Source organism: Roseateles aquatilis, from assembly GCF_002205645.1.
Lineage (GTDB): Bacteria > Pseudomonadota > Gammaproteobacteria > Burkholderiales > Burkholderiaceae_C > Roseateles > Roseateles aquatilis.
In genome coordinates this window covers 137,316-149,805 of sequence record NZ_NIOF01000001.1, presented here as the reverse complement: position 1 = coordinate 149,805, position 12,490 = coordinate 137,316, and the positions used below count along the sequence as shown (strand labels likewise).

The following is a 12,490-nucleotide window of genomic DNA, read 5'->3' as shown; positions in this document are numbered from 1 at the left end:
GTCATAGCCAGTGGGCGAACAATCCCAGGGTGATCGCGCCGAGGGCGGCTGTCGTGGCCAAGCGGGGAAGGACGACGTCCTGGACGCGTTCCGCCATCAGCGCGACGCTGAACCATCGTCCTCGCGCCTTGGCGCACTGGATCAGATGGCGCTGCAAGGCCTTGGACTGGTCATTCGAGGAGAAGCCGGCGGACGCCAGCAAGGGGGCCGATGCAACGGGGCCGACACTGGCCACCGGGCCGACTGGGCGATTCATAGGATGTTCCCCTCTACAAGTTATGAAACTGGACGTTTCAACTTGGCAAGTCACATGCCTGGGCAGGTGACTGCGTGAAAGAGGCGTGAACGGCGCGGTGGCCTACCGCGCGGCGCTGTGCCGACGCCTCGCGGCAGGGGTGCTTCAGGCGCGCGGGGTCACTGGATCACGCCGCAGGCGATGCGCGCGCCGCCACCGCCCAAGGGGGCCGGATGGTCGGAGTGGTTGTCACCACCGGCATGCACCATCAGCGCGTGGTTCTTGACGTCGGACAGCTTGAGCCGGGGCGCCAGCACCGGCTGCATCGCCTGACCCTGTCCGTCGACATACAACGGCGGCAGGTCGCCGAGGTGGCCGTCGCCCCAGGGCTCGCCATGCTTGCCGGTCTTCTGCGGATCGAGGTGGCCGCCGGCGGCTTCGGCGGGGGAGGGTTTGCCGTCCTTGTCGGCGGCGGCGCACGAGGCGTTCGCGTGCACGTGGAAGCCGTGCAGCCCGGGCGGCAGGCCGGTGAGCTTGGGCGTGAAGACGAGGCCGTACTTGGTGTCTTCCATCGTCACGGTGCCGATCGGCCCGGCTTCGCCCTGGACGGTGGCCACCTTGAGCGTGACGGTGGCCTCGGCGGCGAGCGCCGCGGTCGCGGGCAGGCAGGCGAGCAGGGAAGCGGCCAACAGAGGACGAAGGTTCATGCGGATCTCCTGGAGATGAACAAGCGCGCTCAGTGGCAATCGACATGCCGCTGCGGGCGGCGGTCATCGTCGCGGAAATCGGGCGGTCTGGGCGATGTCCCTGATGACGGGATGGCCGGGCCGACAAAACAAAACGGGCCTTGATTTCTCAAGGCCCGTTTGCTCTGGATGTCTGGCGGAGAGAGAGGGATTCGAACCCTCGGTAGGCTATTAACCTACACACGCTTTCCAGGCGTGCGACTTAAACCGCTCATCCATCTCTCCGAAGCCCGCCATCATAGCGCAGATTTCGAGGCTGAAAAGAAGATCGATCGCTTGCACGGCGCGACGGGGTGTCGGGAGACGCCGCATGCGCGAGGAGCGCGCGGCGGACCCTCCCCAGGACACGTCATCCGCCGTCCGCCATCACCGGCCCGGATGGATGATCTTGTCGTTCTTGATCAGCGCCATCGCCGTGCCGATCAGGCCCGACACCTCGCTCATGTTGCCCGGCACGATCATGGTGTTGTTCTTCTGGGCCAGTTGCGCAAAGGCCTCGACGGCCTTCTCCGCGACCTTCAACTGCACCGCGTCGCCGCCGCCCGGCTGCTGGATCGCCGCGGCGATCTTGCGGATGGCGTCGGCGCTGGCGTCGGCCACCGCGGTGATCGCGGCCGCCTCGCCCTGCGCCTTGTTGATCTCGGCCTGCTTCTCGCCCTCGGAGCGGGCGATCGCCGCCTCGCGTTCGCCGGTGGCGATGTTGATCTGCTCCTGGCGGCGACCCTCGGATGCGGCGATCAGCGCGCGCTTCTCGCGCTCCGCGGTGATCTGCGCCTGCATCGAGCGCAGGATCTCCGCCGGCGGCGTCAGGTCCTTGATCTCATAACGCAGCACCTTCACGCCCCAGTTCAGCGCCGCTTCGTCCAGCGCCTGCACCACCGAGCTGTTGATGACGTCGCGCTCCTCGAAGGTCCGGTCCAGCTCCATGCGGCCGATGACCGAGCGCAGGGTGGTCTGCGCCAGTTGCGTGATGGCGATGATGTAGTTGCTCGAGCCGTAGCTGGCGCGCATCGCGTCGGTCACCTGGAAGTACAGGATGCCGTCGACCGTCAGCTGCGTGTTGTCCTTGGTGATGCAGATCTGGCTGGGCACGTCCAGCGGGATCTCCTTCAGCGAATGCTTGTAGGCCAGCCGGTCGACGAAGGGCACCAGGATGCTCAGACCGGGCGTCAGCGTGCCGTGGTACTTGCCCAGCCGCTCGACCACCCACGCGTTCTGTTGCGGGACGACCTTGACGGACTGGACGACGAACACGATGGCCACGAACAGCAGGACCAGGGCGATGATTTCCATGACGGGGGTTCCTCCTCGGAACAGAACGGACAACAGGCGGGGGCGGGCGGGGGGGGGGCGGGCATGCGCCGCCATCCGCCCTCGGGTTCAGGTCGCTTCCAGCAGCAGGCAACTGCCTTCGACGGCGCGGATCACATGGCGGCCGGCGTGCGGGACGCCCGTGCCGATGAAACGGACCTGCCACGCGGCGCCGCGATAGCGGACCTCGGCGGTGCCGTCGGCGCGCCACTGGCCGACATCCAGGCTCTGGCCGATGTCGAGGTTGACATCGGGGTTCTCATTGGCCGGTCGGCGGGGGTGGCGGCGCTGGCGGGCATGCCACCAGCTCACCGCGCCGCCGCCGACGATCGCGGCGACGACGAACTGCAGCCACAGCGGGCCGCCCAGGTGCGCGGTCAGCGCGGCCGCGGCGGCGCCCAGCGCCAGCATCAGCAGATAAAAGGTCGTGCCGGTAGCCAGCTCGGCCACGATCAGCGCGCCGCACACGACCCACCACCAGGTGGAGAGGCTCCAATCCATTCCATCCTCCAGGTTGCGCCGGCCGGCTCCCTGGCCGCCCGGTCGTTTTGACTCGAACCAGTGTACGCCCCGGATCATTTCGGGATGGCCTGACAGTTGTCCTGCCAAGGGGTGATGGACGCTCGCGTCCCGCGCGCCCATCGCTCCGCCATGCCGGCCCCGAAACCGACCGCAAAACCGTCCCCGAAACGCGCTAGCGCTCACCAGGCATTGACACCAGCGCACGGCCGACGTTCTGTTTGCGCGACAAACCGGGATGGACACTTGCGTGACGCGGCTGTAGCCCTACACTTCGCGCCTTTCTTGTTTGACCGCCCCGTTCCGGAGGCCCCATGACGCCGCGTTTCCGCTTCCCCATCGTCATCATCGACGAGGACTATCGCTCCGAGAACACCTCGGGTTTGGGCATTCGCGCCTTGGCTGACGCCATCCAGAAGGAGGGCTTCGAGGTGCTGGGCGTGACCAGCTATGGCGACCTGAGCCAGTTCGCGCAGCAGCAGAGCCGCGCCAGCGCCTTCATCCTGTCGATCGACGACGAGGAGTTCTCCTCCACCGACGGCGCGGAACTGGACCCCGCGGTGCTGAACCTGCGCAAGTTCATCCAGGAGATCCGCTTCAAGAATGCGGACATCCCCATCTACGTCTATGGCGAGACACGCACGTCGCAGCACTTGCCCAACGACGTCCTGCGCGAGCTGCACGGCTTCATCCACATGTTCGAGGACACGCCCGAGTTCGTGGCGCGTCACATCATCCGTGAGTCGAGGAGTTACCTCGACGGCCTGGCGCCGCCGTTCTTCAAGGCGCTGATGGCGTACGCGCAGGACGGGTCGTACTCGTGGCACTGCCCGGGGCATTCCGGCGGCGTGGCCTTCCTGAAGAGCCCGGTCGGCCAGATGTTCCACCAGTTCTTCGGCGAGAACATGTTGCGCGCCGACGTGTGCAACGCGGTGGAAGAGCTCGGCCAACTGCTGGACCACACCGGTCCGGTGGCCGAGAGCGAGAAGAACGCCGCCCGCATCTTCAACGCGGACCATTGCTTCTTCGTCACCAACGGCACCTCGACGTCCAACAAGATGGTCTGGCACCACACGGTGGCGCCGGGCGACATCGTGGTCGTGGACCGCAACTGCCACAAGTCCATCCTGCACAGCATCATCATGACCGGCGCGGTGCCGGTCTTCATGACGCCCACGCGCAATCACTACGGCATCATCGGCCCGATCCCGGAGAGCGAGTTCTCGCCCGAGACCATCCGCAAGAAGATCGCCAAGAACCCGCTGCTCAAGGGCGTGGACGCGAAGAAGGCCAAGCCGCGGATCATGACGTTGACGCAGAGCACCTACGACGGCGTGCTCTACAACACCGAGACCATCAAGTCCAAGCTGGACGGCTGGATCGACACGCTGCACTTCGACGAGGCGTGGCTGCCGCACGCGGCCTTCCACAACTTCTACGGCTCGTACCACGCCATGGGCAAGCATCGCCCGCGGCCGAAGACGGCGATGGTGTACGCGACCCAGTCGACGCACAAGCTGCTGGCCGGGATCTCGCAGGCATCGCAGGTGCTGGTGCAGGACTCGCAGAACGTGAAGCTGGACAAGCATCTGTTCAACGAGGCGTACCTGATGCACACCTCGACCAGCCCGCAGTACTCGATCATCGCCAGCTGCGACGTCGCGGCCGCGATGATGGAGCCCCCGGGCGGCACCGCGCTGGTGGAGGAGTCGATCTCCGAGGCGCTGGACTTCCGCCGCGCGATGCGCAAGGTCGAGAAGGACTACGGCAAGGACTGGTGGTTCAAGGTCTGGGGGCCGGACCGGCTCGCCACCGACGGCATCGGCAAGGCGGCCGACTGGATGCTCAAGGCCAACGAGAAGTGGCATGGCTTCGGGCCGATCGAGGCCGGTTTCAACATGCTGGATCCGATCAAGTCCACGGTCATCACGCCGGGGCTGGACATGAGCGGCAAGTTCGCCAAGACCGGCATCCCGGCCAGCATCGTCACCAAGTTCCTGGCCGAGCACGGCGTGGTGGTGGAGAAGACGGGTCTGTACTCGTTCTTCATCATGTTCACCATTGGCATCACCAAGGGCCGCTGGAACACGCTGCTGACCGCGCTGCAGCAGTTCAAGGACGACTACGACCGCAATGCGCCGATCTGGCGCATCCTGCCGGACTTCGTCGCCGCGTTCCCGCGCTACGAGCGCATGGGTCTGCGCGACCTGAGCCAGAGCGTGCACGAGGCCTATGCGTCCGGCGACATCGCGCGCCTGACGACGGAGGTCTATCTGTCCGAGCTGGAGCCGGCGATGAAGCCCAGCGATGCCTATGCGCACATCGCGCATCGCAAGACGGAGCGGGTCGAGATCGACAAGCTGGAGGGGCGCGTCACCACCGCGCTGCTGACGCCGTATCCCCCGGGCATCCCGTTGCTGATCCCGGGCGAGCGCTTCAACAAGCGCATCGTCGACTACCTGAAGTTCACGCGGGACTTCAACGCGAAGTTCCCGGGCTTCGCCACCGACGTCCACGGCCTCGTGGCGGAGAAGGGCGACGACGGCGTGACGCGGTACTACGTCGATTGCGTCATCGACGGCAAGGCCAAGTAAGCGCCGCACACCCGCCAGCGCAACACGCCGCACACCAAAAAAATGGGACCCGAGGGTCCCATTTTTTCGACCTCCACGATCCCGTCGGCGCAAGCCGGGGTGGGGTCGAGGATTTGCGTCAGCGTATGAGGAGACCCCGCCCCGGCTTGCGCCGACGGGCGAGGTCAGAGAAAGCGGAGCCGTCGCCTGCCGCTCCCATTCGGCCGTTCGCCCGGCTTGCGCCGGCGGGCGATGTCAGAGAAGGCGGAGCCGCTGCCTGCCGCCCCCGTTCGGCCGCTCGCCCCAGCCTGCGCCAACGAGCGAGGCCAGGGCGAACAGGGTGGGGATCAGTCCGTCCCCGCCATCGCCCCATGGCTGAACCCGCCGTCGACATAGACGATCTCGGAGCTGATCCCGCCCGCCAGGTCCGACAGCAGGAAGGCGGCGGTGTTGCCCACGTCCTCGATCGTGACGTTGCGCTTGATGGCGGCGCTTTCGGCGAACTGCTTGAGCAGCTTGCCGAAGTCCTTGATGCCGGAGGCGGCCAGCGTCTTGATCGGGCCGGCCGAGATGCCGTTCACCCGGATGCCCTTGGTGCCCAGGCCGTAGGCCAGGTAGCGCACGCTGGCTTCCAGCGAGGCCTTGGCCAGGCCCATGGTGTTGTAGTTGGGCACGAAGCGGTCCGCGCCCAGGTAGGACAGCGTCAGCAGCGCGGAGCCCGGGCGCAGCCGCGATTGCGCGGCCTTGGCCATGGCCGGGAAGCTGTAGGCGGAAATATCGTGGGCGATGCGGAAGTTCTCGCGCGTCATGCCGTCCAGGAATTCTCCGGCGATCGCTTCGCGGGGCGCGAAACCGATGGAATGCACGAAGCCGTCGAATTCGGGCCAATGCTGGCCGAGATCCTCGAACAGGCGTTCGATCTGGGCGTCGTCGCCGACATCGCAATCGAATACCAGCTTGGAATCGAAATCGGCCGCGAATTCCGTGATCCGATCCTTGAAACGTTCGCCCACGTAGCTGAACGCGAGTTCGGCGCCTTCTCGGTGGCAGGCCTTGGCGATGCCGTAGGCGATCGAGCGGTTGGACAGCACGCCCGTGATCAGCAGCCGCTTGCCGGCAAGAAATCCCATGTCTGCTCCTGGTGTCTTTGAGTCGCGCGGCGCGCCGAGAATCGGCGCCGGCGGTGGTGGGCCTCGGCGGTCGGTTCCGCCGGGCGCCGGGGAAGCGCAGGATTCTCGCACGCGTTGCGCGACGGCAGTCCACCGCCTTGTCGGCATGGTGTTTGCATAGTACACTTCGAGCTTCGCTGAGAAAGTGAACGGTGGGCGGATTCATCCAGCCCATTTTTTTTGCTTGTCCTCATTCCGTGTTGCCCGGTTTGTGCCGGATGTCACCCGATGAAGGTCATCGCTCAGCCAATTTGAATGTACTCCCCCTGATCTATACAGGATTGACACTGTCGTCGATGAATTTGAGCTGGCAAGCCGTCGTTGAAAAAACCGTGACCGGACTGGGTTACGAAGTGGTGGGCTGCGAACGCAGCGCCGTGGGCTTGCTTCGCGTGTACATCGACAAACCGCTGGTCAATGGTCAGGAGCCGGAGCAGCCGGTGAACGTCGAGGACTGCGAGCGCGTGACGCGTCAGCTCCGCTACGTGCTGGAAGTCGAGGAATGCGATTACCAGCGGCTGGAGGTCTCCACGCCCGGTCTCGACCGTCCGTTGAACAAGGCCAGCGACTACGCGCGGTTCACCGGTCATGACGTCGAAATCACCCTGCGCGAGGCTTTCCAGGGCCGCAAGAAATACCGTGGCGTGCTCGCGGCCGGCGAAGGCGCCGACGAGGACTCCCTGCCGCTGAACACCGCCTGGCGGGTGATCTTCAGCGACGGCAAGACGGAGCAGGCGCTCGATTTCGCGCTGGACGAAGTGCGCTCGGCCAAGCTGGTGCCGGCGATCGTTTTCAAGGGCCGTTCGCAGAAGGCGGACGGCGACGCCGTGGGCAAGGCTGCCCCGGCAAAAAAGAACACGGGCTTGGCGCCCGAAGCTTCCGAATCTTCAGGCACCGCGGCGGTCAAGCCCAAGGCGTCGAAGAAGAAGAGCAATGCCAAGTCCCGGCAGACGGATGACAAGGTTGACGGAGGTCTCGATCAATGAACCGCGAACTGTTGATGCTGGTGGACGCCATCTCGCGCGAGAAGAGCGTGGAGCGCGATGTGGTGTTCGGCGCCGTTGAGGCGGCCCTGGCTTCGGCCAGCAAGAAGTTATTTGGCGGCGGCGAGGTCGACATCCGCGTGGCGGTCGACCGGGATACCGGCGAGTACGAGACCTTCCGTCGCTGGCACGTCGTGCCCAACGAGGCCGGCCTGCAGAACGCCGACGCCGAAATCCTGCTGTTCGAGGCACAGGAGCAGATCGCCGACATCGAGGTGGACGACCACATCGAGGAAAGCGTCGAGTCCGTGCCCATCGGCCGCATCGGCGCGCAAGCCGCCAAGCAGGTCATCCTGCAGAAGATCCGCGACGCCGAGCGCGAGCAACTGCTGAACGACTTCATGTCGCGCGGCGAGCGCATCTTCGTCGGCACCGTCAAGCGCCTGGACAAGGGCGACATCATCGCCGAGTCGGGCCGCGTCGAAGGGCGCCTCAAGCGCGGCGAGATGATCCCCAAGGAGAACCTGCGCACCGGCGACCGCGTCCGCGCGGTCATCCTGGGCGTGGATCCGACGCAGCGCGGCCCGCAGATCATGCTGTCGCGTTCGTCCGGCGAGTTCATGAAGGAACTGTTCGCGCAGGAAGTGCCCGAGATCGAGCAGGGCCTGCTCGAGATCAAGAGCTGCGCCCGCGACGCCGGCAGCCGCGCCAAGATCGCCGTGGTTTCGCATGACAAGCGCGTCGATCCGATCGGCACCTGCGTCGGCGTGCGTGGTTCGCGCGTCAACGGCGTGACCAACGAGCTGGCCGGCGAGCGCGTGGACATCGTGCTGTGGTCGGAGGATCCGGCGCAATTCGTCATCGGCGCGCTGGCGCCGGCGAACGTGCAGTCGATCGTCGTCGACGAGGAGCGTCACGCGATGGACGTGGTGGTCGACGAGGAGAACCTCGCGATCGCCATCGGCCGCGGCGGCCAGAACGTGCGTCTGGCGTCGGAGCTGACCGGCTGGAAGATCAACATCATGACCGCCGAGGAATCCGCCGCCAAGCAGGCCGAGGAATCCGATTCGGTGCGCAAGCTGTTCGTCGACAAGCTCGACGTGGACGCGGAAGTCGCGGACATCCTGATCGCCGAGGGCTTCGCCAGCCTGGAAGAAGTGGCCTACGTCCCGATGCAGGAAATGCTCGAGATCGAGTCCTTCGACGAGGAAACCGTCAACGAGCTGCGCACCCGCGCCAAGGACGCGCTGCTGACGATGGAAATCGCCCGTGAGGAGAAGGTCGAGGAAGTGTCGCAAGACCTGCGCGACCTCGACGGCGTGACCCCCGATCTCATTGCCAAGCTGGCCGCTGGCGACATCCATACCCGCGACGACCTGGCCGACCTGGCCGTGGACGAGCTGGTCGAAATTTCCGCCCTGGACGAGGCAGAGGCACGCGCTTTGATCATGAAGGCGCGCGAGCACTGGTTCAACGCATAACGCGCCGCCCAGAACCAGTCCGCTCCGCCCCACATAAGATTTAAGGATTTCAACAATGGCCGTGACCACCGTCGCCCAGCTTGCCGCAGAGCTGAACAGGCCTGCGAGCACACTGCTTGAGCAGCTGCAAGCCGCGGGCGTCAAGAAGGCGTCCGCCGAGGACACCCTCAATGAGAGCGACAAGGAACGCCTGCTGGATCACCTGCGCCATGCGCATGGCACGACCGCCGGCGCCGAGCGCAAGAAGATCACGCTGACCCGCAAGTCGACCAGCGAGATCAAGCAGGCCGACGCTTCCGGCAAGGCCCGCACGATCCAGGTCGAGGTGCGCAAGAAGCGCGTCTTCGTCAAGCGTGACGACAACATGGACGACGCCGCGGTGCAAGCCGCCGAGGACGCCGAACTGAAGCGTCGCGAGGAAGAAGCCCAGGCGCAAGCCGAGGCGCTGCGTCAGCAGGAAGAAGAACTCGCCCGCAAGATGCGCGAACGCGAGGAGGCTGAACGCGCCGCTCGCGAAGCGGAGGAAAAGCGCCGCGAGGAAGAGCGTCTGGCGCGTGAAGCCCAGGCCGCCGCCGAAGCCGCCGCGAAGGCCGCCGCCGAGGAAGAGGCCCGCAAGGCCGCCGAGGCCGCGAAGTCGTCCAAGGCGGACAAGGGTGCGGACAAGGCCGACAAGACGGAAAAGGCCGCCGCGCCCGCGCCGGCCCCCGTGGTCGCCGCGCCGGTGCCGGCCCCCGCGCCCGTCGAACCCGCCAAGCCCGTGCTGCGCGTGGTGAAGGCGGCCGACGTCGCCGCCGACGAGAAGGCCCGCCAGGTCGAGCTCGAGCGCCGCCGCAAGGCCGCCGAGGCTGAGGCCGCCGCCATCCGCGCGATGATGAACGCACCCAAGAAGGTGCTGGTCGCGAAGAAGGAAGAGCCCAAGCCGGAAGCGGCCGCGGCCGGCATCAAGGGCACCATCCACAAGAAGCCGGGCGGCGCTCCGGGCGCGACGACGACCACCGCTGGCGCCGGCGCCAAGCCGGGCGACAAGAAGTCGGTCAAGTCCGAGAAGCTGTCGTCCAGCTGGGCCGACGACGCCAAGAAGCGCGGCGCGGTCAAGGGCCGCACCGACGCGCCCGCTGGCGGCGGCGCCCGTCCCGCGGGCTGGCGTGCGCCGGGCCGTGGTCCGGCCGGCCGCCGAGGCGGCGACCGCAACGATCGCGGCGCGTCCTCGTCCAACTTCCAGGCACCGAGCGAACCGGTGATCCAGGAGGTCCACATCCCCGAGACCATCTCGGTCGCCGATCTGGCGCACAAGATGTCGGTGAAGGCCTCCGAGGTCATCAAGCAGCTGATGAAGCTGGGTCAGATGGTCACCATCAACCAGCAGCTGGACCAGGAAACGGCCATGATCCTCGTCGAGGAAATGGGCCACAAGGCGTTCGCCGCCAAGCTGGACGATCCGGACGCGTTCCTGGAAGAAGAGGGCGGCACCGAGTCGCAGCACGAGCTGCTGCCGCGCGCCCCGGTGGTGACCGTGATGGGTCACGTCGACCACGGCAAGACCTCGTTGCTGGACAGCATCCGCCGCGCCCGCGTGGCGGCTGGCGAGGCTGGCGGCATCACGCAGCACATCGGCGCCTATCACGTCGACACGCCGCGCGGTATGGTCACCTTCCTCGACACCCCGGGTCACGAGGCCTTCACGGCCATGCGTGCCCGCGGCGCCAAGGCGACGGACATCGTCATCCTGGTCGTGGCCGCCGATGATGGCGTCATGCCGCAGACCAAGGAAGCGATCCACCACGCCAAGGCTGCCGGCGTGCCGATCGTGGTCGCGATGAACAAGATCGACAAGCCCGATGCCAATCCGGAACGCGTCAAGAGCGAGCTGGTGGCCGAGGAAGTCGTGCCTGAAGAGTTCGGCGGCGAGTCCCCGTTCGTGGCGGTCTCCGCCAAGACCGGCCAGGGCATCGACAGCCTGCTCGAACAGGTGCTGCTGCAGGCCGAAGTGCTGGAGCTGAAGGCGGCGAAGGATTCGCTGGCCAAGGGTCTGGTCATCGAAGCCAAGCTGGACAAGGGCCGCGGTCCTGTCGCGACGGTGCTGGTGCAGTCCGGCACGCTCAAGCGCGGCGACGTGGTGCTGGCCGGCTCGACCTACGGCCGTGTCCGCGCCATGCTGGACGAGGACGGCAAGCCCGCCACCGAGGCCGGCCCGTCGATCCCCGTCGAGATCCAGGGCCTGACCGAGGTCCCGCGTGCCGGCGACGAATTCATGGTGCTGTCCGACGAGCGTCGTGCGCGTGAAATCGCGACCTTCCGCGCCGGCAAGTACCGCGACGTCAAGCTGGCTCGCCAGCAGGCCGCCAAGCTGGAGAACATGTTCTCCGAGATGACCGCCGGCGACGTGCAGACGCTGCCGCTGATCATCAAGGCCGACGTGCAGGGCTCGCAGGAAGCGCTGGCCTCGTCGCTGCTCAAGCTCTCGACCGAAGAGGTCAAGGTGCAGATCGTCCACGCGGCGGTCGGCGCGATCAGCGAGTCCGACATCAACCTGGCGATCGCCTCCAAGGCCGTCGTGATCGGCTTCAACGTGCGTGCCGATGCCGGCGCGCGCAAGGTGGCCGAGCACAACGACGTCGACCTGCGCTACTACAACATCATCTACGACGCCGTGGATGAGGTGAAGGCGGCGATGGCCGGCATGCTGGCTCCGGAGCAGCGCGAGGAGATCATCGGCACCGCCGAGATCCGCACCGTGTTCGTGGCCACGAAGATCGGCACCATCGCCGGCTCGATGATCACCAGCGGCCACGTGACCCGCAACGCGCGTTTCCGTCTGCTGCGCGACAACGTCGTGGTCTACACCGGCGAGATCGAGTCCATCAAGCGCCTGAAGGACGACGTCAAGGAAGTCCGCGAGGGCTTCGAGTGCGGTATCAAGCTGAAGAACTACAGCGACATCAAGGAAGGCGACCAACTGGAAGTCTTCGAAATCAAGGAGGTCGCGCGCACGCTGTAATCCAGCGCGCCGTTGCCCGATGCCCGGCGGGTCGCACCGCCGGGCTTTGTTGTTTGAGAGATTGAGGAAATTGCCATGCGCCACAAGCGATCCATCCCCAACCGCGGCCTGCGCGTGGCGGACCAGATCCAGCGCGACCTGGCCGAGCTGATCCGCGAGTTGAAAGACCCGCGCGTCGGCATGGTGACGATCAACGCGGTCGAGGTGACCCCCGACTATGCGCACGCCAAGGTGTTCTTCTCGCTGCTGGTCGGCGATCCGGAGGCCACCGGCGAGGCGTTGAACGAGGCTGCCGGCTTCCTGCGCAACGGCCTGTTCAAGCGGCTGCAGATCCACACCGTGCCCAGCCTGCATTTCCACTTCGATCGCACCATCGAGCGCGCCGCCGAAATGAGCGCGTTGATCTCCAAGGCCAACGCGTCGCGTGCCAAGGACGACGAGACCACCGAGGACTGAGTTCCTCGTTTCAGGATTG

General features: G+C 66.2%; 10 protein-coding genes and 1 tRNA gene. 5 read left to right on the top strand and 6 right to left on the bottom strand.

Annotated features, from left to right (window positions below):
- Nucleotide 1: 1 nt before the first annotated feature.
- From CDN99_RS27985 to CDN99_RS00620, 5 genes are all read right to left on the bottom strand, one after another.
- A complete protein-coding gene (locus tag CDN99_RS27985) occupies nucleotides 2-202 on the bottom strand; it encodes a hypothetical protein (protein WP_141100578.1) in 201 nt (66 codons plus the stop codon).
- Between the two features lie 212 nt (nucleotides 203-414).
- Nucleotides 415-942 (bottom strand): superoxide dismutase family protein, encoded by a 528-nt coding sequence (sodC, locus tag CDN99_RS00635; protein WP_088382194.1) that lies wholly within the window; start codon nucleotides 940-942, stop codon nucleotides 415-417.
- A gap of 173 nt (nucleotides 943-1,115) precedes the next feature.
- Nucleotides 1,116-1,206: transfer RNA gene (locus CDN99_RS00630), tRNA-Ser, on the bottom strand.
- A 141-nt stretch (nucleotides 1,207-1,347) separates the two neighbouring features.
- A complete protein-coding gene (locus CDN99_RS00625) occupies nucleotides 1,348-2,274 on the bottom strand; it encodes an SPFH domain-containing protein (RefSeq protein WP_088382193.1) in 927 nt (308 codons plus the stop codon).
- An 87-nt stretch (nucleotides 2,275-2,361) separates the two neighbouring features.
- Nucleotides 2,362-2,793, bottom strand: a complete 432-nt coding sequence (locus CDN99_RS00620) for an NfeD family protein (RefSeq protein WP_088382192.1) — start codon at nucleotides 2,791-2,793, stop codon at nucleotides 2,362-2,364.
- 332 nt (nucleotides 2,794-3,125) lie between these two features.
- Between CDN99_RS00620 and CDN99_RS00615 the strand changes: the two genes are divergently transcribed.
- Nucleotides 3,126-5,405 carry an arginine/lysine/ornithine decarboxylase gene (locus CDN99_RS00615; protein ID WP_088382191.1) on the top strand — a complete coding sequence of 760 codons (2,280 nt, stop codon included), beginning with the start codon at nucleotides 3,126-3,128 and terminating at the stop codon, nucleotides 5,403-5,405.
- A gap of 326 nt (nucleotides 5,406-5,731) precedes the next feature.
- Here the strand turns inward: CDN99_RS00615 and fabI are convergent, their stop codons facing one another.
- Nucleotides 5,732-6,514 carry an enoyl-ACP reductase FabI gene (fabI, locus tag CDN99_RS00610; protein WP_088382190.1) on the bottom strand — a complete coding sequence of 261 codons (783 nt, stop codon included), beginning with the start codon at nucleotides 6,512-6,514 and terminating at the stop codon, nucleotides 5,732-5,734.
- A 335-nt stretch (nucleotides 6,515-6,849) separates the two neighbouring features.
- On the opposite strand from fabI, the gene rimP reads away from it, so the two are divergent.
- The 4 genes from rimP to rbfA all read left to right on the top strand — a co-directional run bounded on the left by rimP (nucleotide 6,850) and on the right by rbfA (nucleotide 12,471).
- Complete coding sequence (gene rimP / locus CDN99_RS00605) at nucleotides 6,850-7,539, top strand: ribosome maturation factor RimP (protein ID WP_510632396.1); 690 nt, start codon at nucleotides 6,850-6,852, stop codon at nucleotides 7,537-7,539.
- Complete coding sequence (nusA, locus tag CDN99_RS00600; protein WP_088382189.1) at nucleotides 7,536-9,017, top strand: transcription termination factor NusA; 1,482 nt, start codon at nucleotides 7,536-7,538, stop codon at nucleotides 9,015-9,017. Before rimP ends, nusA begins: the two co-directional genes overlap by 4 nt.
- Nucleotides 9,018-9,072: 55 nt before the next feature.
- Nucleotides 9,073-12,015, top strand: a complete 2,943-nt coding sequence (gene infB, locus CDN99_RS00595; protein ID WP_088382188.1) for a translation initiation factor IF-2 — start codon at nucleotides 9,073-9,075, stop codon at nucleotides 12,013-12,015.
- A gap of 75 nt (nucleotides 12,016-12,090) precedes the next feature.
- Nucleotides 12,091-12,471 carry a 30S ribosome-binding factor RbfA gene (rbfA, locus tag CDN99_RS00590; protein WP_088382187.1) on the top strand — a complete coding sequence of 127 codons (381 nt, stop codon included), beginning with the start codon at nucleotides 12,091-12,093 and terminating at the stop codon, nucleotides 12,469-12,471.
- The last annotated feature ends 19 nt before the right edge of the window (nucleotides 12,472-12,490 follow it).

Coding starts and splice junctions, on each gene's coding strand:
- CDN99_RS00620 (WP_088382192.1), bottom strand. CDS start 2,793: ATGGATTGGAGCCTCTCCACCTGGTGGTGGGTCGTGTGCGGCGCGCTG.
- CDN99_RS00625 (WP_088382193.1), bottom strand. CDS start 2,274: ATGGAAATCATCGCCCTGGTCCTGCTGTTCGTGGCCATCGTGTTCGTC.
- infB (WP_088382188.1), top strand. CDS start 9,073: ATGGCCGTGACCACCGTCGCCCAGCTTGCCGCAGAGCTGAACAGGCCT.
- rimP (WP_510632396.1), top strand. CDS start 6,850: ATGAATTTGAGCTGGCAAGCCGTCGTTGAAAAAACCGTGACCGGACTG.
- CDN99_RS00615 (WP_088382191.1), top strand. CDS start 3,126: ATGACGCCGCGTTTCCGCTTCCCCATCGTCATCATCGACGAGGACTAT.
- sodC (WP_088382194.1), bottom strand. CDS start 942: ATGAACCTTCGTCCTCTGTTGGCCGCTTCCCTGCTCGCCTGCCTGCCC.
- fabI (WP_088382190.1), bottom strand. CDS start 6,514: ATGGGATTTCTTGCCGGCAAGCGGCTGCTGATCACGGGCGTGCTGTCC.
- nusA (WP_088382189.1), top strand. CDS start 7,536: ATGAACCGCGAACTGTTGATGCTGGTGGACGCCATCTCGCGCGAGAAG.
- rbfA (WP_088382187.1), top strand. CDS start 12,091: ATGCGCCACAAGCGATCCATCCCCAACCGCGGCCTGCGCGTGGCGGAC.